Source organism: Streptomyces sp. BE303, from assembly GCF_036290945.1.
In the GTDB taxonomy this organism is placed as follows: Bacteria; Actinomycetota; Actinomycetes; order Streptomycetales; family Streptomycetaceae; genus Kitasatospora.
In genome coordinates this window covers 14,903-35,433 of record NZ_JAQYWZ010000826.1, presented here as the reverse complement: position 1 = coordinate 35,433, position 20,531 = coordinate 14,903, and the positions used below count along the sequence as shown (strand labels likewise).

The 20,531-nt window shown below is 75.6% G+C and carries 19 protein-coding genes; 13 read left to right on the top strand and 6 right to left on the bottom strand.

Going from position 1 to position 20,531, the window contains the following annotated elements; all coding sequences use genetic code 11:
• The first annotated feature begins 66 nt into the window (after positions 1 to 66).
• Positions 67 to 1,431 (top strand): hypothetical protein, encoded by a 1,365-nt coding sequence (locus tag PUR56_RS28900; RefSeq protein WP_329951095.1) that lies wholly within the window; start codon positions 67 to 69, stop codon positions 1,429 to 1,431.
• Positions 1,432 to 1,486: 55 nt separating this feature from the next.
• Here PUR56_RS28900 and PUR56_RS28895 read toward each other — a convergent pair whose 3' ends face one another.
• Positions 1,487 to 2,380 carry a PaaX family transcriptional regulator C-terminal domain-containing protein gene (locus tag PUR56_RS28895; protein ID WP_329951094.1) on the bottom strand — a complete coding sequence of 298 codons (894 nt, stop codon included), beginning with the start codon at positions 2,378 to 2,380 and terminating at the stop codon, positions 1,487 to 1,489.
• A 433-nt stretch (positions 2,381 to 2,813) separates the two neighbouring features.
• Here PUR56_RS28895 and PUR56_RS28890 point away from each other — a divergent pair, with 433 nt between their 5' ends.
• The 3 genes from PUR56_RS28890 to PUR56_RS28880 all read left to right on the top strand — a co-directional run bounded on the left by PUR56_RS28890 (position 2,814) and on the right by PUR56_RS28880 (position 6,476).
• A complete protein-coding gene (locus PUR56_RS28890) occupies positions 2,814 to 4,463 on the top strand; it encodes a beta-propeller fold lactonase family protein (protein WP_329951093.1) in 1,650 nt (549 codons plus the stop codon).
• Positions 4,464 to 4,569: 106 nt separating this feature from the next.
• A complete protein-coding gene (locus tag PUR56_RS28885; protein ID WP_329951092.1) occupies positions 4,570 to 5,346 on the top strand; it encodes a helix-turn-helix transcriptional regulator in 777 nt (258 codons plus the stop codon).
• Positions 5,343 to 6,476: an aminotransferase class I/II-fold pyridoxal phosphate-dependent enzyme gene (locus PUR56_RS28880; protein WP_329951091.1), complete on the top strand. Its 1,134-nt coding sequence runs from the start codon at positions 5,343 to 5,345 to the stop codon at positions 6,474 to 6,476. Before PUR56_RS28885 ends, PUR56_RS28880 begins: the two co-directional genes overlap by 4 nt.
• A gap of 31 nt (positions 6,477 to 6,507) precedes the next feature.
• On the opposite strand, the gene PUR56_RS28875 is transcribed toward PUR56_RS28880, so the two are convergent.
• From PUR56_RS28875 to PUR56_RS28860, 4 genes are all read right to left on the bottom strand, one after another.
• A complete protein-coding gene (locus tag PUR56_RS28875) occupies positions 6,508 to 7,677 on the bottom strand; it encodes a GNAT family N-acetyltransferase (RefSeq protein WP_329951090.1) in 1,170 nt (389 codons plus the stop codon).
• A 155-nt stretch (positions 7,678 to 7,832) separates the two neighbouring features.
• Positions 7,833 to 8,879: a polysaccharide deacetylase family protein gene (locus tag PUR56_RS28870; RefSeq protein ID WP_329951089.1), complete on the bottom strand. Its 1,047-nt coding sequence runs from the start codon at positions 8,877 to 8,879 to the stop codon at positions 7,833 to 7,835.
• A 323-nt stretch (positions 8,880 to 9,202) separates the two neighbouring features.
• Positions 9,203 to 9,610 (bottom strand): hypothetical protein, encoded by a 408-nt coding sequence (locus PUR56_RS28865; protein WP_329951088.1) that lies wholly within the window; start codon positions 9,608 to 9,610, stop codon positions 9,203 to 9,205.
• A 148-nt stretch (positions 9,611 to 9,758) separates the two neighbouring features.
• Positions 9,759 to 10,709, bottom strand: a complete 951-nt coding sequence (locus PUR56_RS28860; protein WP_329951087.1) for an SDR family NAD(P)-dependent oxidoreductase — start codon at positions 10,707 to 10,709, stop codon at positions 9,759 to 9,761.
• 246 nt (positions 10,710 to 10,955) lie between these two features.
• Between PUR56_RS28860 and PUR56_RS28855 the strand changes: the two genes are divergently transcribed.
• The 6 genes from PUR56_RS28855 (at position 10,956) to PUR56_RS28835 (ending at position 17,949) form a co-directional block, all read left to right on the top strand.
• Entirely contained in the window at positions 10,956 to 11,774 is an 819-nt protein-coding gene (locus PUR56_RS28855; protein WP_329951086.1) for a serine/threonine protein kinase, read from the top strand.
• A 6-nt stretch (positions 11,775 to 11,780) separates the two neighbouring features.
• Positions 11,781 to 13,475: a serine/threonine-protein kinase gene (locus tag PUR56_RS28850; RefSeq protein ID WP_329951085.1), complete on the top strand. Its 1,695-nt coding sequence runs from the start codon at positions 11,781 to 11,783 to the stop codon at positions 13,473 to 13,475.
• A 73-nt stretch (positions 13,476 to 13,548) separates the two neighbouring features.
• Positions 13,549 to 14,649: a calcium:proton antiporter gene (locus PUR56_RS28845; protein WP_329881848.1), complete on the top strand. Its 1,101-nt coding sequence runs from the start codon at positions 13,549 to 13,551 to the stop codon at positions 14,647 to 14,649.
• 78 nt (positions 14,650 to 14,727) lie between these two features.
• Positions 14,728 to 15,255, top strand: coding sequence for a transporter substrate-binding domain-containing protein (locus tag PUR56_RS43620; RefSeq protein WP_443034585.1), 528 nt, complete (start codon positions 14,728 to 14,730; stop codon positions 15,253 to 15,255).
• A gap of 194 nt (positions 15,256 to 15,449) precedes the next feature.
• Positions 15,450 to 16,871, top strand: a complete 1,422-nt coding sequence (locus tag PUR56_RS28840; protein ID WP_329951084.1) for a geranylgeranyl reductase family protein — start codon at positions 15,450 to 15,452, stop codon at positions 16,869 to 16,871.
• 394 nt (positions 16,872 to 17,265) lie between these two features.
• A complete protein-coding gene (locus PUR56_RS28835; RefSeq protein ID WP_329951083.1) occupies positions 17,266 to 17,949 on the top strand; it encodes a TNT domain-containing protein in 684 nt (227 codons plus the stop codon).
• 107 nt (positions 17,950 to 18,056) lie between these two features.
• On the opposite strand, the gene PUR56_RS28830 is transcribed toward PUR56_RS28835, so the two are convergent.
• Positions 18,057 to 18,587: a GNAT family N-acetyltransferase gene (locus tag PUR56_RS28830; protein ID WP_329951082.1), complete on the bottom strand. Its 531-nt coding sequence runs from the start codon at positions 18,585 to 18,587 to the stop codon at positions 18,057 to 18,059.
• A 462-nt stretch (positions 18,588 to 19,049) separates the two neighbouring features.
• On the opposite strand from PUR56_RS28830, the gene PUR56_RS28825 reads away from it, so the two are divergent.
• From PUR56_RS28825 to PUR56_RS28815, 3 genes are all read left to right on the top strand, one after another.
• Positions 19,050 to 19,502 carry a hypothetical protein gene (locus tag PUR56_RS28825; RefSeq protein WP_329951081.1) on the top strand — a complete coding sequence of 151 codons (453 nt, stop codon included), beginning with the start codon at positions 19,050 to 19,052 and terminating at the stop codon, positions 19,500 to 19,502.
• 67 nt (positions 19,503 to 19,569) lie between these two features.
• The gene (locus PUR56_RS28820) at positions 19,570 to 20,163 is read left to right on the top strand and encodes a DUF3040 domain-containing protein (RefSeq protein ID WP_329951080.1); all 594 of its coding nucleotides are present in this window, start codon (positions 19,570 to 19,572) and stop codon (positions 20,161 to 20,163) included.
• Positions 20,163 to 20,531: a PRC-barrel domain containing protein gene (locus tag PUR56_RS28815; protein ID WP_329951079.1), complete on the top strand. Its 369-nt coding sequence runs from the start codon at positions 20,163 to 20,165 to the stop codon at positions 20,529 to 20,531. The genes PUR56_RS28820 and PUR56_RS28815 overlap by 1 nt, the downstream gene beginning before the upstream one ends.

Below are 20,531 nucleotides of genomic sequence, written 5' to 3'. Positions count from 1 at the left end.
CCCGCACACAGCCGTCGGCGGGGCCGGGAGCCCGGCCGCGGCCGGGGCCACCGCCGGAGCGCGGCCGTGAACGCCGGTGAGCGGCGACGGGCGGCGCTGCTGGCCCGGGTCAACGGGCTCGCGGCCGATCTCGACCACTGGCTCGCCCTCACCGCCAAATCCACGAGTGGGGCGCGCGGTGCCGGTCAGGCAGGCGCCGGTCAGGGTGGCGCCGGCCGGGGCGGCGCCGGGGCGCCCTTCCCGCAGCACCACACCCAGGTCCTCGCCGTGAACGCCGCGCTGCGCCCGCTGCTGGACCGGGTGCGGGAGGCGGAGACCCGGCGGGCCGACACCGAACTCGGCCTCCTCCAGGAGGTGTGGTGGCGGCTGCGCGGCGCACTCACGCAGCGGCACGACCGGTCGCTCGGGGACTTCCTCCTGCTGGCGGACGACTTCGTCTGGTCCTGCTACCGGCCCGCGCTCACCGCCGCCTCCTCCGTGTCGGGTGCGGAGATCCTCCCGGTGGAACCACCGCTGGTCCACCTCACGGCGCACGCCGTCCCGTTCGCCCTGCCGCGCCTGGTGTCCGAGGACCGGCAGGCGCGGGTGGACGAGCTGCTGCGCGCCCTGCCGGTGCCGCTGGTGGGGCTGCCGTTCGTCCAGTCCCGGCACCTGCCGGAGGCCGTCCTGGCCGCCCATGAGGTCGGCCACTGCGTCCTGGACGCGTTCGGGCTCACCGGCGAGCTGTCCGAGGTGCTGCGGCGGACGGCGGAGGGCCCGGACTGGTGGACCGACCGGCTGCCGGAGGTCTTCGCCGACCTGTACGGCGCCCTGTGCGCCGGCTCCGGGTTCGCCTTCATCCTCGCGGACTTCGTGGCACTCACCCCGGAGGGGCCGCCGAGCCCGCGCTACCCCGCGCCCCGCGTCCGGGTGGCTCTGGTGGCCGACGCCCTGGCGGAGGCCGGGGGCGAGGAGGCGGCGAAGGAGCTGCGGGCCCACTGGGCCGAGCACGCCGCCGGGCGCGGGCCGGCGCCCAAGGGACTGCGGCCGACCGTCGGGGCCCTGCTCTCGGCCCGGTTGACCGCGCTCGGGGGCAGCACCCTGCTCGATCTCTTCCCCCGGGGCGTGGACGCCGGCCTCCGCGCCGCCGCCGACGCCCTGCTGCGCCGGTCGCCGATCCCGAGGTCGGTGCCCGAGACCGCCGGTGTCCTGCTGCCCGCCGCGGCCTTCGCCTTCCACACCGATCCGGACCGCTACGCCGACGTCGTCAAGGACCTCACCGACCGGATCTTCCGGCTCGTCGCCGAGGACCGCACGCGCGGTGTGCGGGGCGGCGCGGGGGGCGGTGAGGCCACCGACACCCCCGGGGACCGGGGCGCCCGGTCGGCGTCGCGGCTGAGGGCCCTGCTCGACGGCTGGGGAGCGGACCCGCCGGCGGACGCCGCCTCGTGAACGCCTGCCGGACGATCAGTCCGACGACCTGCCGGACGACCTGCCGGGCGACCCGTCAGGAGCCGTGGGGCTCACCGGTGATCTCGGTCATCGCCTCGTCGTAGCGCCGGAAGAAGCGGGGGCCGGGGGCGGGGTCGTCGCGCTCGGCGCGGCGCAGCAGGCGCCAGCAGTCGGCGGTGAGGGCGCGGGCCTCGGCGCCGGGCCAGGGGCGGGGGAGGAGCTCGGGCGGCAGCAGCGGGTCGTCGGCGGTGGCCCGGGTGAACTCGGCGGCGAGCTCCAGGGCGACAGCGAGGCGTTCGACCCGGGTGGGGGCGGGGGAGCGGCCGGTGAGCCGGGCCAGGCGGTCGGCGGCGACGGCGGCCAGGCGCCGGTGGCCGTCGGCGAGTTCGTCGAGCGGCCAGAGCCGACGGGCCAGGCGGAGGGGGTCGCTCTCGCCGCCGACCCGCAGGTCGGTGCTGGTGAGCAGGGTGACGCAGTCCCCGACGCCGAGCCGTTCGGCCTCGGCCTCGACGTACGGCTCCCACCTGTTGGCGCCGGCGTAGACGCCGCCCTGGACGGCCGCGCCGCCGAGCCGGACCAGGAACTCGCGCAGCGCGTCGCGGGCGGTACGGGCGGACTCGGGGACGGCGAAGGCGGCGAGGTGCCACCGGCCGTCCCACGGTGCGAGCCCGGCGTCCTGGGCGTACATGTGGCGGACGAAGTCGACCTCGGGTTCGGCCGTGCGCCGGGCCCGGTCGGTCTCCCGCAGGACGGCCCGGCGGCCGCGCCCCTCCTGGACGAGCAGCCCGTCGGCGGCCATCCGTTTGATGCAGAGGCGGACCTGCTGGTCGGTCATGCCGAGCTCGCCCGCCACCGCGTAGAGCTCGCCCGCGTCGACGGTGCCGTCCGCGCGGACCATGCCCTCGACGAGGGTCCGGGTGGGGACCTCCGGCCGTCCTTCCTCGGTCATCGCTGCCGTTCCTCTCGGGTGTCCACGGGCTGGTGCTCTCAGGCGAGTCTAGTCCGCCAGAAACTATCGAATGTCGAACGATAGTTTTCATAACAATAGTTCCACATCCGGCCCGGAGGCAGGGGGGCGGCCGGTCCTCCGCGGAAAGTTCGGGTGACGACCGACTGACCGAGTTTGAATATTTCAAGACAATCGCAGTCATCTCCTGACACTCAGTCAGTCGGCCTTCTACGCTTCGGGCGGTCCGGGCGTCCCCCCGGGCCGCCCGACGGGTGGCCCGCCCGGTACCGCCGTGACGAGCGCTGCCGTGACAGGCAACGCCGCCACCGGCGCCACCGTGACGCGCACCGGCGTGACCGCCGCCGCGTGACGGGCGCGGCCGGGACGAGCACCGCTGTGACGTGCACCGATTCGACGAGTCTGGAGATCTTCCGTGAGACAACGCCCGGCCCCGCGCCGCTACTGGACGGCCGTGACGGCCACCGCCGCCGCCACGGCCGCCCTGCTGGTCCAGCCCGGCACCGCCGCCGCGGCCGCGCCGCCGCCCGCCGTGACGGCCACGGTGGCCGTCGCGCCCTACCCGGCGGGCGTCGCGGTCGCCCCGGGCGGCGGGCGGGCCTACGTGACCAGCCAGAGCAGCGGCGTCGTGACGGTCCTGGACACCGCCGGTGGCGCGGTGACCGGCACCGTCACCGCCGGCACCGGCTCCTACGCGGTCGCGTTCGCCCCGGACGGCGGGCACGCCTACCTCACCCACCACCTCGACGGCACGGTCAGCGTGGTGGACACCGCCACGGCCGCGGTGACCGCCACCGTCCCCGTCGGCGCCGGCGCCTTCGGGGTCGCCGTCGCCCCCGACGGCGCCCACGCGTACGTCAGCAACGCGGACGCCGGCACGGTGAGCGTGCTGTCCACCGCCACCAACACCGTCGTCGCGACCGTCCCGGTGGGCGCCGAGCCGCACGGGGTCGCCGTCGCCCCCGACGGCGCGCACGTCTACGTCGCCGCGTCCGGCGCCCAGCAGGTCGACGTCATCGACACCGCCACCCGCACGGTGAGCGCCACCGTCCCCGTCGGCCACGGCGTCTTCGGCCTAGCGCTCGCCCCGGACGGATCCAGGCTCTGGACGGCGAACGGTGGAGACTCCACCGTCAGCGTGCTGTCCACCGCCACCAACACCGTCACCGCCACCGTGCAGGTCGGGGCCAACCCGTACGCCGTGACCGTCGCCCCCGACGGCCGGTCCGTGTACGCCTCCAACTACGCCGACTCCACGCTCAGCGTGCTGGACGCCGCGAGCGGCGCCGTGACCGCCACCGTCCCGGTCGGGGCGAACCCCTTCACCCTGGCGCTCGCCCCCGACGGCCGGCGCGGCTACCTCGCCGACTTCGGCGGCGACACGGTGACCGTCCTCGGCTTCCCGCTGCCGGTTCCGGTGGTGACCGGGATCAGCCCGGCGAGCGGTCCGCAGGCCGGTGGCACGGTCGTCACCGTCACCGGCACCGACCTGTCGGGCGCCACCGCGGTCAGCTTCGGCGCCGCCGGGAACGCGGCCTCCTTCTCCTGCACCGACACCGCGTGCACGGCCACCGCGCCCGCCTCGGCCGCCGCCGGGACGGTGGACGTCCGGGTGACCACGCCGGGCGGCACCAGTGCGGTCGTGACGGCCGACCGGTTCGAGTACCAGGCGCCCGCCGCCGACCTCGGCGTCGCGCTCGCCGCCACCCCGGTGCCCGGGCTGTTCGGCGGCCGGGTGGACTACACCCTGACGCTCACCAACAACGGTCCCGGCCAGGTCACCGCCGCCACCGTGACCTCGTCGCTGCCCGCCGGTTTCGGCTCGTACAGCGGCGACTGCGCCATCGTGGCCTCCAAGCTCACCTGCGCCCTCACCCAGCCGCTGGCCGTCGGCGCCTCCGTCACGCGCCACTTCACCGTCCAGGTCGGCCTGCTCAACCTCGGCCGGACGTTCACCGTCACCACCACCCGCACGGCCGGCGCCCCGGTCGACACCGCGCCCGCCAACGACGCGGCCGCCCGCACCTGCCGGGCCACCCTCGGCCTGCTGATCAGCTGCGACTGACCGCCTCTCCGCGACGGGCCCGTCTCCGACCGGGGGCGGGCCCGTCGTCGCGCCGGCCCCGCGCCACTGCTGGACGAAACGTCCAGTCTGGACGTACAGTCCGACCATGACCTCAGAGACCCCCGACCGGCGCGCCCGCACCTGGGAGCCCGTCTGCCGGGCGGTGGCCCTGCTGCTCGGGCCCTACGCCGAGGTGGTGCTGCACGACGCCGTCCGGGACGAGGTGCTCGCCGTCTGGAACCCGATGGGCGGCCGCGCCCCCGGTGACCCGTCCCTGCTCGGCGAACTCGACTCCCTGGACCAGTCCGCCCCGGACGTCTACGGCCCCTACCCGAAACTGCTGCCCGACGGCCGCCGGCTCTCCTCGGTCAGCGCGGTGCTCCGCGACGACGACGGACGCCCCGCCGCCGTCCTCTGCGTCAACCTCGACCGCGGACCGCTCGAACACGCCGCCGCCCTCCTGGCCGGCTTCGCCGCCCCCACGGCCCCACGCCCGGAACCGCTCTTCGAGCACGACTGGACCGAGCGGATGAACGACGTCATCGGCGGCTTCGTCCGGGCCCACGGCCGGCCCCCGGAGCGGCTCGGCCGCGAGGACCGGCTCGCCGTGCTCCGCGAACTCGACCAGGCCGGGGTGCTCGCCGTCCGCCGGGCCGTGCCGGCCGTCGCCACCGCGCTCAAGGTGTCGCGGTCCACCGTCTACACCCTGCTCGCCGAACTCCGCGACGGGTCCGCCCCCGTCCCCGTCCCCGCCCCCGAGCCCGAGCCCGCCCCCGCCCCCGAGCCCGAGCCCGTCCCCGAACCGGCGCCGGATCCCCGACCGGCGGACCGCGCACCGGGCAACCGCACACCGAAGAACCGAGCACCGAGGACCGAGAGATGACCGAGCTGCCCGACTTCCGGCTGGAAACCTACTTCTCCCGCTGGGAGTTCACCGCCCGCCACCACCTCACCGCCTCCGACGCGCAGACCATGGCGATGTCCGAACTCCTCGCCCTGGCGGGCCCCGAGGACCGCCACGCCTGGGAGTCCCTCACCCTCGGCTACACCGAGACCTTCGGCGACCCGGCGCTCCGGCACGCGATCGCCGGCATGTACGACCGGGTGGACGCCGACGACGTCATCTGCTTCGGCGGCGCCCAGGAGGCCCTCAACCTCGCCATGCAGGTGCTGCTCGGCCCCGGCGACCACGCCGTCGTCCTCACCCCCAACTACCAGTCCGCCGAGACCGTGCCGCTCTCCCTCTGCGAGGTCACCGGCGTCGCCCTCGACCCCGACCGGGACTGGGCGCTCGACCTCGACGAGCTCACCGCCGCGCTGCGCCCCAACACCCGTGTGGTCTCGGTGAACTTCCCGAACAACCCCACCGGGAAGGTCATCGGCGCCGCCGACTTCGTCCGGCTGTCCGAACTCTGCGACGAGCGCGGAATCCACCTCTTCAGCGACGAGGTCTACCGGGGCCTGGAGCGTGACCGGGCCCGCACACTGCCGCAGGCCGCGGACCTCTCCGAGCGGGCCCTCTCGCTCAACGTCACCTCCAAGTCGCTCGGCCTGCCCGGCCTGCGGATCGGCTGGATCGCCTGCCGCGACCGCGACTTGCGCTCCCGGCTGGAGCGCGCCAAGCACTACACCACGATCTGCAACTCCGCCCCCAGCGAGATCCTGGCCCGGATCGCGATCAACGCCCGCGAGGGGATCCTGAGCCGCAACCGGGCCGTCATCGACGCCAACCTCCCGCTCTTCGACGCGTTCTTCGCGCGCTTCGCTGACCTCTTCGAGTGGCGCACCCCGGACGGCGGCTGCGTCGCCTATCCGCGCTACCTCGGCCGGGACGGCGTCGAGGCGTTCTGCACCGGGCTGGTCGAGGAAGCGGGGGTCCTGCTGTTGCCCGCCTCCGTCTACCGCTCCGACCTGACCCCGACGCCCACCGACCGGTTCCGGATCGGCCTCGGCCGGCGCGACCCGGGCCCCGCCCTGGACGCGTTCGCCGGCTGGCTGGAGGGCCGGCGGTAGTCCGACCCCGCTGCACGGAACTGGGGTCTCATCAGGTCGAACGGGCGGCCTTCGCCCGGTACTTGAGTCCGAGCAGCGCGCCCGAGGCGCCGTGCGGCACCAGCCAGGAGACGTCCTCCCGGTCGACCGCGTCGAAGCGGTACTTGTAGGGCTCGGTGCCCCGCAGGAAGTCGAAGGTGGACAGCCGCTGTCCGGCGGCGGCCCGGATCGCCTCGGCGATCACCGCGGTGCCGAGCCGCTGCGGCGCCCAGGTCTGGTCCCAGCCGATCTGGTAGTAGGAGAAGGTGCGCTTCCACTGGAAGCCGTAGAGCACGCCCACCACCTCGCCCTCCCGTTCGGCGACCAGGAAGGCGGGGCCCTCGCCGCGGCCGGTCGCGGCGGCCCGCTCGATCACCCGGACGTGCAGCGGCGCCCGGGCGGCGTCGAAGGTGGTCGGCTTGCCGAGCGCGGCCCGGCGCAGCCGGTGCAGCCGCACCGCCGCCTTCAACAGGTCGAACCGTTCGGCGAGTTCGGCGTCCGCGATGGCCGGCGGCACCCACCGGAAGGTGATCCCCTCGGCGGCCAGCTTCCGGCCGTAGCGGCGCAGGTCGGCCCGGAACTGGCGTGAGCCCAGCGCGTCCGGCCCCGCCGTCAGATCGGCGCGCGGACAGGGGGTGCGGCCGATCTCCACCGCGCCCGGCGGCAGCAGGTCCGCCTGGTCCGGGTCGAGGTCGGTGAGCAGCAGGCTGCGGCGCCGGCCGCGCCGGGCCAGCCAGTCGGCCACGTCGGCCCGGCGCTCCGGTGCGACCGCGAACCCGCAGTGGTCCGCGGCGCCCGGGCCGGAACCGAGGACCGTCAGGCAGGGGACGGCGACCGGTGCCCGCGGGTGGAGCCGCCGGGTGGTCCGCAGCAGCGGGACGACCGCCGACACCCGGCCGTCCGGCTCCTGCCAGACCACGATCTCGCCCGCCTCCGACCCCGCGCCCTCGCGCGCGCCGACCGTCTCCCACCAGGCGAGTGCCCATTCCGGTGTGGTGAACCAGGATCCGCCGGGCTCACCGGCCGCCAACTCCCGCCATCCGTCGACGACCTCCGGCGGAAGGGCGGCCGTCCGGTACCGGACCGGCCTCGCTCCGGCCGACTGCGCCCCGACCGGCACCGCCCCGGCCTGTTCTGGAACGGCCGGCAACGAACCCGCCGCATCGGTGTGCCTCGTCCCCACGTCTCCAGCCCCCCACGCCTCTCCCGCCCCCGGTGCACCGCCGATCGGCGGCCGGTCGCGGGCCGGTCCGCATTCTCCCGGAATCCGGTCGCCCGGTGGCGGCGTTCGGCGCAGGCCGTCCGGGTCCACCACCACCGGTGAGGTCCGGGCCCCGCTCAGGCACCGCCGCGGAGGTGGTGGACGGTGGGGTGGAGCCCGGAGAGGATGGTGTCGAAGCGGTCCCGGCCGGTGGTGGAGTTGACCCGCAGACGGCTGATGCGCAGCGGGTTCGGCGGGAGCAGCCGGTCCTGCCGGTGGTCGAAGAGAAAGCCGACGTGGTAGCCGAGGCGCCGGAGTTCCGCCTCGGCCCGCGGGTCGACGTTGCCGTTGGGGTAGGCGAAGGCGGTCGGCGGCTCGCCGTCCAGCCAGCCGGTGAGCGTGTCGTGGGCGCGGGCGATCTCGTCGCGGACGGTGTCGTCGTCGCACCGGTCCAGACACGCGTGGCCCGCGCTGTGGTTGCCGATCTCCACGCCGTGCCGGCGCAGCGTCCGGAGGTCCTCGCGGGTGAGCTGTTCCTGGCGGGGTGCGGGCTCGGTGGCGGTCTCGCGGAGTTCGGCGAGGGCGGCGCGACGGTCGTGGTCGGCGAGGGTCTTCATCCGGCGGACCACCGCGCCCGGCGGGCAGTCGGCCAACCGGTGGGCGGTGCCGCCGTGCGCGGCGAGGAACGCGGCCTCGGCCCACCAGAACGGCCGGTCGCCGTCGACGAGATCGGTCACCACGAACGCCGCCGCGGGGATGCCCAGGCGGGTCAGGACGGGCAGCCCCTCGGAGAGCACGGTGCGGTCGCCGTCGTCGAAGGTGACCAGGACGCTGCGGGCCGGCAGCCGCCGACCGGTCCGGACGGCCTGCACGACGGCGGGCAGCGAGACGGGACGGGCGATCCGGACCAGACGCTCCATCTGGAGCGTGAAGACCTGCGGGTCGTCCACGCCGTGGTAGGCGAGCACCGCGAGCCGGCGGGTGGCCGCGAGCCGGAACAGCGGCTGGAGCGGCGAGTTGCGCAGGACGGCGTCGACGGTGGCGCGGCGGCCGGCCAGTCGCCCGCGCGGCGGTGCGAGGCCGGGGCCGGTGCCGCCCCCGGCCGGAGTGTCGCCGCGCGGCGCGGTCGTGGTGGTGAGGTGGCCATCGGCGGCCCCGGTCGATCGGGCGCTTCCGTCGGGCATGGACGCGCTCCTCCTTCCTCCCCGTCGGTGCTTCGGCGGCGGGGCGGAACACGGTGCAGCGGCCGGCGCGGCCGTTCGGGCGCACACCTGTCGGGTGGGCGGCCCGCCCCGCTCCACGCACTACCAAGGTAGTGCAAAATCCCATGCTCCGAAGAGGGTTGTGCGTGGCGGGCGGCTTTCGGAGCGAGGATGGCGCATTGTCGGCAGGCTCGTGACCCGGGCGGCGCGCGGGACGGACCGGCCGCCGGTTGCGGGACCGGCGGCCGGCCCTGGGCAGGGGCGCGGGGCCCCGGCTCATGAACCCTTCCGGCGCGGACGGGGCGTCAGAACGGGCCGGTACAGGTGGTCACCCGCTGCGCCGCGTCCAGGGCGGGGCCGCCGGTGGCGCAGACGAGCTTGAGGTCGTCGGTGACCACGCGGGGCGTCACGGCCCTGGCGAACCCGTGGGTGACGGTGGTCGCGGACGCGACCGTCACCCACGGGCTGCCCCAGGCGCGCTGGGTGCGGACCTCGACCTGGACGACCGTCAGCTGTGCCGGGTCGGCCGACACCTGGGCCACGCCGACGATCCCTCCGCCGTCCTTCTCCTGCCATACGCACGGGTGGTTGACGAGGGTCGTGCAGGCCGCTCCCGCGGCGTCGCCGGTCGTTGCCGCAGCCGAGGCCGGGAGGATCGTCGCCACAGTGATCCCTGCCGCCGCCACTATCAGAGCTGCGATACGAGCGCGCATGATATGAACCTCCTTGGAATGAAAGGAAATCTCACTCTGTGGGACGAGTCTTGCACAGATCGTGGACATGTGCCGTGTGTGTTGCATCACACCCAAGGTGACCGTTCAACTACATTCCGCAATCGCGCCGGTGACGTCACGACTACCGTCAGGTGGTCGGCGGCAGCACCATCCGGCGTCCGGCCGACGCCCCGCCGTCCACCAGGACCGAGGTGCCCGTCTGGTAGGAGAAGTCGTCCGAGGCGAGCGCCAGGACGGCCCGGGCGATCTCCTCCGGTTCGGCCATCCGCTCCAGCCCCTCGACGTTCAGCGGCCCGAAAGCCTGCTTGAACCGGGCCCAGTCCGCGTCCGGCACCCCCGGCGGTCGCACGAACGCGGTGTCCGTGGTGCCCGGGAGGATCGCGTTGATCCGGATGCCCTGCGCGCCGTACGCGAGCGCGGCGGACATCACGATGCCCTGGACCGCCCGCTTGCTCGCCGAGTAGGCCGCGCCGTTCGGCCGGGCCCGTTCGGCGGAGGCGGAGGAGGTGCAGACGATCACCCCGTGTCCGGCCCGCAGCATGTACGGGACCTGGTACTTGACCGCGAGGAAGACGCCCCGGGCGTTGGTGTCCTGCACGTCGTCCCACTCGGCGACGGTGAGCTCGTGGAGCTGCTTGCTGCTGCCGATACCGGCGTTGTTGACCGCGATGTCCGGCCCGCCGTACCGGGCGGCCACCTGGTCGGTGAACCGCTCGACCTGGGCCGGATCGCGTACGTCGGCCGGGAAGTAGGTGGCCTCGCCCCCGGCGTGGCGGATCTCCTGCTCGACGCGGCGGCCCGCCTCGACGCGCCGGCCGCAGAAGCCGACCCGGGCGCCCTCCGCCGCGAACGCGAGGGCGGCGGCCCGGCCGATGCCCGAGGTGGCGCCGGTGATCAGCACCGACCGGTCCTCGAACCGGCGCGGCCTGCGCCGCTCGGTGGGTGCGGCCTGGGCCTGCCCGGCGGCCCCGAGGCCGGCGGCTGCCACCAGCCCGGCCGCCGACGCGCCGAGCAGGGCCCGGCGGCCCGGGTCGGCCGGCGAACCCGGCGGGAGGGAGGGGGAGTTGTTGTTGTCCATGGCGAAACCCTGACAGTCCGCGGTCGGCGTGTCCCTCGGCCGACCGGCCCGATCGGCGGGCCGATCGGCCCCGGTCCGCCGGCCGATCGGAGGAGGGCCCTCCTCCCTCCTGCGGAGGAGGCGCACACCCCCGGCTCGCACCACCCAACTGGCGCCCTCCGACACGGCGTTCACTCGTACGGGTGGCGGACCGGCGCGGGGCCGTTCGGACGGCTACGATCGAGCCGACCCACGGAGGTGACCTGCATGGACACGGTCATCGTGCAACTTCCCGACCCCCGCCCGCCGGTACCGCCCGACCGCCGCTTCGCCCGGCTGACCCGGCCACCGCGCACCGCCCCGCCCCGGCGCCCCGCGCTGCTGCACCTCGGCCCCGGCGAAGCCGTCGAGTTCGGCCGCGGCGAGCCCGGACGCCCGATCGGCGTGCCGATCGCCGATCAGGGCGTCTCGCGCCGCGCCGGCGAGATCACCGCGGCCGAGGACTACTGGCGGCTCTCCAACTTCAGCGCCACCGCGACCTATGTCGTCGAGAACCTCGAAGGGGCCGGCGAGCACGTCAAGGTCGCTCCCGGACGGCTCGGCGCACCGGTTCCGTTCGAGTTCTCCCGGATCCTCCTGCCGGCTCTCGGCGAACCGGTCGCCTTCAAGGTCTTCGCCCCCCAGCACGCCTACCTGGACGGCGTGCCGGGCTCGACGGCGGGCGCGGGCGGCGAGCGGACGGTCAGCCCGTTCGCCCTCGACCCGACCTCGAAGTACTTCCTCGTCCTGCTCGCCCTCTGCGAACCGCGGCTGCGCTCGCCGTCCGCCGCCGCCGTCCCCGGCGCGACCGAGGTGGTGGCCCGGCTGCGTGCCCTGCCGGCCTGTGCGGGGCTCACCCGCTCGGCCGTCAACTACCACATCGACTACCTGGTGGCGAGCAAGCTCCGGCTCCGCGAAGCGCCGGAGGACGGTCCGGGCGAGGGCGGCGCCGGTGGCAAGCGGGAGGAACTGGTGGCACTGGCCCTCAAGTTCGACCTCGTACGGGAGGAGCACCTGACGCTGCTCCCGCCGCGGCGCACCGGCTGACCCGCCGTGGAACCGCTCGACCGGGCCCGCGCGGCCGAGCCGGTCCCGGGCGATCCGGCCGCGGCACCGGCCGGTGCCGCACCTGCGGGCGGACGGGCGGCGGGCGAGGTGGCCACGGCCGGAACGGACGAACAGGCGGTCGGCGAGCCGGTGTTCGAGGTGCCGCCGGGCTACCCCGTCGCCGGGTACCTGGTCGGCGAGCCGATCGGGGCCGGTGCGTGGGGCAGCGTCTACGCGGCCCGCAAGGACGGGACCGCCCCCGGGTCGGCCCCCGGGTCGGCTCCCGGGTCGGCCGAACCTCCGGACGCCGCCGTCAAGTTCCTCCGTCCCGCGCTGCTCAGCCCCGGCCAGCGCCGCACCATGGAGCAGGTCGCCCGCAGCGAGATGCGGTTCAGCCGCCTCGCCGACCACCCCCACCTGATCCGCACCCTCGCCGTCGTCACCGTCCGGGACCGGGCCCACCCCGGCCTGGACGGAGCGGTGGCCCTGGTGATGGAACGCGCGGACCGCAGCCTCCAGGACGTCCTCGCCTCGGCGGGCCCGCCCGGGGCCGTCCCCGGCGCCGAACGGATCCTCGCCGAGGTCGGGGCCGGCCTCACCCACATGCACGCCGTCGGCTGGGTCCACGGAGACCTCAAGCCGGGCAACGTCCTGCTGATGCCCGACGGCACCGCCAAGCTCGCGGACTTCGGCCTCACCGCCGAACTGGAGGGCACCCACGCCTACACCCCGCCGCTCGGCTCGCCCGACCACGTCCCGCCGGAGTGGTGGTCGCAGCGGACCGGCGCCCGCGGGGTCGCACTCCGGCCGAGTGCCGACCTCTGGGCGTTCGGCGTCCTCGCCCACCAGGTGCTCACCGGTCTGCACCCCTTCCTCGGCGCGACCGCGCGGGCCCGTTCGCTGGCCGCCCTCGCCTACGCGCGCGGCACCGCCCCGCTCCGCCTCGACGGGGCGCTCCCCGCGCCGTGGCGGCCCCTGGTCACCGCCTGCCTGGCGGCCGACCGCGCGCGGCGCTCGGAGGTCGACCTCGCGGCCCTCCTCGCCACGGCCCTCCGGGAGGCCGCCCCGCCGGGGACGGCCGCCAACGGGCGTCGGCGCCGTCGCGCGGCGGCGGCCCCGCTGCTCGCGGCGGCCGGTGCCCTGCTCGCCCTCTCCGGCTCCCCGGAGCCGGCCGCCCCCCGGCCGGGGTCCGCGGCAGGGCCGGCGGTCACGGCCCCGCTGCCCGGCGCGATCCCGCCCGGCGCCGACGTGCCCGCCGCACTGCGCGGCCCGATCGAGGACGCCGCCCGCCGCTGTCCCGAACCCGAGATCACCCCGGTCCTGCTGGCCGCGATGCTCAAGGCGGAATCCGGTTTCGACCCGGCCGCCGCCCGCCCCGCGACGGGGGAGTACGGCGTCGCCATGTGGACGCCGGCCGTCTTCAACGCCTGGGCGCAGGACGGCGACCACGACGGCGTGAAGAACCACCTCGATCCGGCCGACGCGATCGCCTCGATGGGCAACTACGTCTGCTGGCTCGACCAGCGGTTCAAACAGCGCGGCTTCACCACCGGTCTGCCCGCCCTGGTGGCGGCCGGCTACCGGACGAGCGACAAGACCGTCGCCGACGCCGGGGGCGTCCCCGAGCGGGTGAAGCCGCATGTCGCCAAGGTCCTCGGCTACCTCGCCGAGTACGCTGACCAGGGCGGTTCCGGTACATGAGGTGGGCCACATCCTCGCCCTCCCCGGCGGTGTCACCCGGCCGCGAGCACTCCGGGATGCGATGCTCGGCCGCATGTTCACCAAGCTCCGATCGGCCGCCACCCAGTGGACCACCGCCGTCCCAGCGGCGGCTTTCCTCGTTCTCGTCCTGACCTGGCACCGCGATCTGCCCGGCTGGGTGGTGGCCCTGGTGTCCTGCTTCCTGGCGGGCGCCGTGCTCGCCGCCGTGCACCACGCCGAGGTGGTCGCCCACCGCGTGGGGGAGCCGTACGGCTCACTGGTGCTGGCGGTGGCGGTCACGGTCATCGAGGTGGCGCTGATCGTGACGCTGATGGCGGACGGCGGTGACAAGGCCGCGACGCTGGCCCGCGACACCGTGTTCGCCGCGGTGATGATCACCTGCAACGGCATCTTCGGTCTGTCACTCCTGGTGGCGGCCCTCAAGTACCGGGTGGCGGTGTTCAACGCCGAGGGGACGGGCGCGGCGCTCGCCACCATCGGCACCCTGGCCGCGCTGAGCCTCGTCCTGCCGACCTTCACCACCAGCTCGCCGGGCCCGCAGTTCGCGCCCGCCCAGCTGGCCTTCGCCGCGGCGGCGTCGTTCCTGCTGTACGGGCTGTTCGTGGCCACCCTGACGGTCCGGCACCGGGACTACTTCCTGCCGGTCACGCCGGAGGGCAAGGTGCTGGACGAGGAGGACCACGCCGCGCCGCCGACCGTCCGTGCGACCGTGACCAGCCTGATGCTGCTGGGGGTGGCGCTGATCGCGGTGGTCGGCCTGGCGAAGGGCGTCTCGCCGACCATCGAGTCGGCCGTGGACTCCGCGGGGCTGCCCGCCTCGGTGGTCGGCGTCGTGATCGCCCTGCTCGTGCTGCTGCCGGAGACCATCGCGGCGATCCGGTCGGCGGTCCGCAACCGGGTGCAGACCAGTCTCAACCTGGCGCTCGGCTCGGCGCTCGCCAGCATCGGCCTGACCATCCCGGCGGTGGCGATCGCCTCGATCTGGCTCACCGGCCCGCTGGTGCTCGGCCTCGACTCCTCGCACCTGGTGCTGCTCGTGCTGACCCTGATCGTCGGCACCCTGACGGTCATGCCGCGCCGGGCGACACCGCTCCAGGGCGGGGTGCACCTGGCGATCCTGGCGGCCTACGTGGTGCTGGCGATCAATCCCTGACACGGCCCCGCGGCCGCGGGGGAGCAGGACGGACCGGGCGGGCCGGCGACCGGGAGCGGTCGCCGGCCCGCCCGCGTCGTGTGCCCCGGCGACGACCTCAAGCACCCGCCCGGCGACCCCGCCGGGCTCGATCCGGAGCTCGCCCGGGCGATCGGGCGCCACCTCGGCCTGCGGGTCGCGTTCACCGACCTGCCCTTCGACCGGCTGATTCCGGCCGTCCGGACAGGGCACCCGGACCTGGCGATGTCCGCTGTCGTCGACACCCGGCAGCGCCGGCTCGGGGCCGCCGAGGACGGCCGCCGGGCCGACGCGGGCGTCGACTTCGTCGACTACTTCGCGACCGGCACCTCGACGGTGGTCGAGGCGGGCAACCCGCTGGACCTCTCCGCCCCGGAGAGCTCTCCGGCCGCACGGTGGCCGTCCGGCACGGCACCGGTCAGGACGAACCGCCTTGCGGGACGTCCTGGTGAAGACGGTGGACCGGCTGATCCGGAACGGCGAGTACGACCGGACCCTGACCGAGTGGAACATCCGGAAGGGGGTGTTCTCCGGCGCCGTCGTCGACGGCGGCTTCCGACGGCACAACCCGGCAGCGGAGTCCGGTAGCGGAACCCGGCGGCGGGCGCGGTGGCGTTCCGGGCCCGCCCCGGGGGCATCCCGACGGCCGGTCCCCACCGGTCGTCGGAACGGGTCCGCGTGTCGGGGCGCGGCGCGGTGGACAGTGTCCATATCGTCTGAGACCGCCGAGGTCCGCCGAGTCCGCCGCCGAACCGACCGACCGACACCCGTGGGAGCGCCGAATGCCCGGCCCAGCACAGCAGCCGTTCACCGACCCCGCCCGCCCGGGCACCGGCCACCCGGGCACCGCCCCGGCGACGGCCGGTCCCGACGCGGCCGGTCCCGACCGGGACCGGGACACAGCGGAGGGTGCCGGCCCCGACGGTCCGGACGTCGACAGCGCCGACGTGATCGTCGTCGGCGCGGGTCCGGCCGGTTCCACCGCCGCCTACCACCTGGCCCGCACCGGGCTGGACGTGCTGCTGCTGGAGAAGTCGTCGTTCCCCCGCGAGAAGGTCTGCGGCGACGGCCTGACCCCGCGTGCGGTACGGCAGTTGGTCGATCTGGGCATCGACGTCTCCGAGTCGGCCGGCTGGTTGCACAACCGCGGCCTGCGGCTGGTCGCCGGCGGGCGCCGGCTGGAGCTGGACTGGCCCGAGCTGTCCGCCTTCCCCGGCTTCGGGCTGGTCCGGCGCCGCGCGGACTTCGACGAGCTGCTCGCCCGCCGCGCGTCCTCGGCCGGTGCCCGGCTGGTCGAACGCGCCAACGTGTCGGGCCCGATGATCGACGAGCGGTCCGGCCGGATCACCGGTGTCACCGCCCGGCTGGGCGAGGAACGCCGCCCGGTCGTCTACCGCGCGCCGCTGGTGGTCGCGGCCGACGGCAACTCCACCCGGCTCTCGCTCGCGATGAAGCGCTACCGCCGGACCGACCGTGCGATGGGCGTCGCGTACCGGACCTACTTCACCACCCCGCGCCACGAGGACCGCTACCTGGAGGCGTGGCTCGACCTGCGCGACCCCGGCGACCCGGCACGGCGCCTGCTGCCCGGCTACGGCTGGGTGTTCGGGATGGGCGACGGGACCGCCAACGTCGGCCTGGGGGTGCTCGACACCGGCGCCGTGGCCGGTGAGGTGGACTGGCGCGAGCTGCTCCGCCGCTGGTGCGCCGACCTGCCGCCCGAGTACGGCTACACCCCCGAGGGGGTCACCGAGCCCGTCCGCGGTTCCGCCCTCCCGATGGGGCTCAACCGCCAGCCCCACTACGCCGACGGACTCCTGCTGGTCGGCGACGCGGGCGGAACGGTCAGCCCGGCCACCGGCGAGGGGATCGCCTACGCGATGGAGTCCGGCCGCTTCGCCGCCGAGACGGTCGTCCAGGCGCTGGCGCGGCGCACCGACCGGGGGCGCGAACTCGCCCTGCGCGCCTACCCGCAGGCGCTGCGCGCCGCCTATGACGGCTACTTCGCGCTCGGCAGGCTCGTCGCCGAGGCCCTGGGCCGCCCCCGGCTGCTCGGCGCGGCCGGGGCCGCCGGACTCGGCAACCCGGCCGTGCTGAAGGTGGCGTTCCGTCTGATGGTCAACCTGACCGAGCCCAACTCCCGTGACGCGCTGGACCGGCTGCTCCATCTGCTGGGTCGGCTGGCGCCGAGCAGCCGGGGCTGACCGCCAGTCCCGCCGCGAGGACTCGCGCCGCCGGTCCGCTCCGGCCGCCGCGCGGCGGAGACCGCGACGGGAGGGGGCGTGACCCTCCAGTCTGCGCGCCCCCGGTGGCCGGCGTGCGCAGGTTGGCCGAATCCGGGGGAATCGACGGCGCTGCGGGCCCGGTGTGTTGACGCGGGGTCAGGTGATCCGCTTGCCTAGGTCGCGTCCCGGACACGGAGGGTGACTGATCGCCGGGTGTCCGGGAGGATCCGGCCGGTCGCGCCCTGCGGCCTGCCACCGTCCGTCACCGGCCGGTCCCGGCCGGCGCCGAACGGCCGCCGGTTCCCGACCGGCCACCGGACCACCGATCCACCGGACCACCGACCCACCCGACGACTTTCACGACGGAGACATCGTGCGCCTTCGCCTTCGCCTGTTCGCCGCACCGCTCGCCGCGGTCGTGGCCCTGCTAGTCCCGAGCATCCCGGCGGCCGCCGATTCGGCCCCCGACGTGCTCGCCGCCCGGGCGGCCGCGACGACTCCCTCGAACGAGTGCTCGGAGGCCGACCACCACGGGGACCCCCGGCTCGGTCCCGCCGACCTCCCGACCCGGGGCCCGGTCGGCCGCGAGCTGATCGGCTACAAGCGCACCGGAAACCTCACCGAGGAGCAGTTCCTCGCCACCTACTACAGCCCCACCGCCAACAACGGCGCCCCGGGCTGGATCTACCCGCCCGCCAACGGGTACGTCACCCTGCCCGACGGCACCCCCATCGAGTTCGAGATCACCCTCTACCCGAACCAGAACATCGACCGTTACGGCAGCGAGTACGGCTCCTTCCTCGCCCCCGAGGGCCTGCCCTACGCCAGCCGCTCCATCCCGCCGCAGAGCCTCGACAGCAACCCGGCCGCACCCTGCAACTACCACGACTACAAGGTCCTGAAGCCGTTCAAGGTGCACGCCGGCCCGATCGCGCCCTGGTTCGGCCAGCCCGGCTACGGCTTCCAGTACCAGCTCGACGCCGCGCTGGTGCCGAACGGCCCGTCCAGGCTGAACGTGCTCTGGCTCGTCGACAACGGCTACCTGGCCCGCATCTGACCCCTGCTCCGGCCCGGCCCGAGCCCGTCACCCCGGCTCCGGCCGGGCCGGGGCCGGGGGGTCCGCGGGCTCCCGTCCGGCCCCGGCGGTCACCGGACGGGAGCCGGTCACCAGACGTCGCCGTCGCGCCAGTCGCAGGCCAACCGCCCGCCGAGGTCCAGCGGAGCCGCCCCCGGCAGCACGAACACCGCGCCCTCCTCCTCCGGGGTCGCTACCGGGCCCTGCGGAGCGAGCACGGCGAGCGGACCTCGCCACGGCAGCCACCCGCGCGCGGCGTAGAACCGCGCCGCATCGTCCGCCGCGCAGAGCGCCCCCAGCTCGTACCCGCCTCGGATCACCTCCTCCAACGCCGCCATCAGTGCCGCGCCGTGGCCGCGCCCGCGCCGGTCGGCCCGGACCACGACGTTCTCGACGTAGCCGGTGCGCAGTGCGCGCCCGCCGTGCAGCATCCGGCGCTGGACCACGGACGCGTGGCCGACCAGCAGGCCGTCCTCCCGGACGAGCGCGTGCAGGCCGCCGAGTCCGTGCTCCCAGTCCTCCTCGGAGAGGTCGTCGAACTCCTCGGACAGCAGGCCCCGGACCGCCTCCCGGGCCGTGCGGTCCAACCGGGCGGTGTGGACGTTGACGAGGTCGCGCATGCCCTGATCGTGGCACGCCCGTGCGTCGCGCCGTCGGCCCCGGCCGACCCGGACCTCGCCTTCCGGCACCGCTCCGCACCACCGACGCGCCGTCGGCCGGAGGAGCGGGGACGCCGCCGCCTTCGCCGCTGTCGACCGGGCCGGCGGGGGCTCCTCGGCAAGACCGCCCGGGCCGCCTCGCCACGGACCCGCGCGCTCCGCCCGACCGACCGTCGGACCGCCCGGCTGCCAGACCGTCGGACCGCCCGTCCCGTGGCCGCGATCACTCCGGGTGAGCGGGCGGGCGCGCTGCGCGCCGCGGCGGAGGCCGCCCCGTGCTCCCGTCCCGGTCCACCCGGCGGCGCCACCGCTCCGGTCCCGCCCCGAGCTGCGCGGACGCCGTCGCGCCGGGCGGAGGCAGGGGGTGCGGGCCTAGTCTGGAAGGGCGCGCCGGTACGCGGTGCGGAACGGGATCGGTGAGCCATGACGGTCATCTCGGCGGCACTCTTCGGGACCGACTGGCGCGGTGCGTCGCCCGGCTCCGCCGAACTGTTGCGCGAGTGCGCCGCGCGGGGCTGGACGGTGGTCCTCACCGCCCCCGGACCGGTCGGCGCACCGGTACTCACGGTGACCGCGCCGGGGTCCGATCCGCTCGGAGCCGGGCTCGGTCTGGTGGGCGGCACGCCGTCCCACGCGGTGTTCGTCGCCGGAAGCGTTCCCGAAGTGCGGTCGGCGCACCGGGCCGGAGTGCCCTGTGTCGCCGTACGGGGCGGCGGCGCGACCGCCCCGGAGCTGCGGGCGGCGGGCGCGGCCGAGGTGCACCGCGACGCCGTCGCCCTGTTGCGCGTGCTGGACGACAGCCTGCTCGCCCGGCCCCGGGCGTTCGGCGCCGGCCGTCTCCCGGTCGCCGTCGCGCCCGGGGGCCGGAGCGGTTAGCACATACCGGACCGGGCATTCGCCCGGAGGAGTGGACACCGTCACCGGAAGCCCGGAGGTGACCGAGATGGACGGACCCGCGTTGAGCGGACGGGAGCGACGTCTCCTTGAGGAGATCGAGGACGACCTGCGCCAGGACAGCCGCCTCGACCGGCGGCTGAGCACGATGGGCGCCAAACGTCCGAGCCGCGGCCGGCGGGCGGTACGCGGCCTCGCCCGCCGGGTACCGACCGGGGTGGCGATGACGGGGCTGGTGATGTCCGCGGTGTGCCTCAGCATCGCGGTGCGGAAGCCCACGGCGGCGGTGCTGATCGGTGTGGCGGTGCTGTGGGCGGGCAGTGTCGCCCTCGCGGCCGGCATCGCGGCGCTGCTGCACCACCAGCACCGGCACCGGCAGGGCGGTGCGGACGACCTGGGCGACTCGGCCCGCCGGCCGGACCTGCGCGGTCCGGACCTGGGCGGCCGGGATCCCGGTGGGCGGTATCCCGCCGGCGGCCCGGACTTCGCCAAGGGGGCCGGTGGACCCGACGACCGCGGCGGCTCCCGCCGCCGCCGAGAACGCCGCGACCGCCGTGACCGGCGCCCGCACGGTGACCGCCGCCAGGATCGCGAGCACCGGCAGCACCGCGAACGGCGGCCCTGGGACGACCCGGAGGCGTGATGACGACCGACCTGTGGGAGTACCGTCCGGGCTCCCACCACAGCACCGACCTGACGCTGGTCGGCTACGAGGTCGAGGCGACCGACGGTCCGCTCGGCCGGGTCGAGCAGGATGCCGGGGACCATCTGCTGGTGGACACCCGGCCGTGGGTGCCGGGCGCCCCCGTGCTGGTTCCGGTCGGGCTCGTGGCCCGGATCGACCACCTGGAGCTGGTGGTCCACCTCGACTGCCCGCGCGCCCGGATCCGCTCCGCCCCGCCGCCCGCCGCGGTCGACCACACCGGAGGCGGCCTGACCGCGCACGGCCGGGCGGCCCTGGACGACCACTACGTGCAGGACGAACACCGGACCGGCACTCCCGGTCCCTGA

Coding starts and splice junctions, on each gene's coding strand:
- PUR56_RS28895 (WP_329951094.1), bottom strand. CDS start 2,380: ATGACCGAGGAAGGACGGCCGGAGGTCCCCACCCGGACCCTCGTCGAG.
- PUR56_RS28885 (WP_329951092.1), top strand. CDS start 4,570: ATGACCTCAGAGACCCCCGACCGGCGCGCCCGCACCTGGGAGCCCGTC.
- PUR56_RS28880 (WP_329951091.1), top strand. CDS start 5,343: ATGACCGAGCTGCCCGACTTCCGGCTGGAAACCTACTTCTCCCGCTGG.
- PUR56_RS28870 (WP_329951089.1), bottom strand. CDS start 8,879: ATGCCCGACGGAAGCGCCCGATCGACCGGGGCCGCCGATGGCCACCTC.
- PUR56_RS28865 (WP_329951088.1), bottom strand. CDS start 9,610: ATGCGCGCTCGTATCGCAGCTCTGATAGTGGCGGCGGCAGGGATCACT.
- PUR56_RS28860 (WP_329951087.1), bottom strand. CDS start 10,709: ATGGACAACAACAACTCCCCCTCCCTCCCGCCGGGTTCGCCGGCCGAC.
- PUR56_RS28855 (WP_329951086.1), top strand. CDS start 10,956: ATGGACACGGTCATCGTGCAACTTCCCGACCCCCGCCCGCCGGTACCG.
- PUR56_RS28845 (WP_329881848.1), top strand. CDS start 13,549: ATGTTCACCAAGCTCCGATCGGCCGCCACCCAGTGGACCACCGCCGTC.
- PUR56_RS28840 (WP_329951084.1), top strand. CDS start 15,450: ATGCCCGGCCCAGCACAGCAGCCGTTCACCGACCCCGCCCGCCCGGGC.
- PUR56_RS28830 (WP_329951082.1), bottom strand. CDS start 18,587: ATGCGCGACCTCGTCAACGTCCACACCGCCCGGTTGGACCGCACGGCC.
- PUR56_RS28825 (WP_329951081.1), top strand. CDS start 19,050: ATGACGGTCATCTCGGCGGCACTCTTCGGGACCGACTGGCGCGGTGCG.
- PUR56_RS28820 (WP_329951080.1), top strand. CDS start 19,570: ATGGACGGACCCGCGTTGAGCGGACGGGAGCGACGTCTCCTTGAGGAG.
- PUR56_RS28815 (WP_329951079.1), top strand. CDS start 20,163: ATGACGACCGACCTGTGGGAGTACCGTCCGGGCTCCCACCACAGCACC.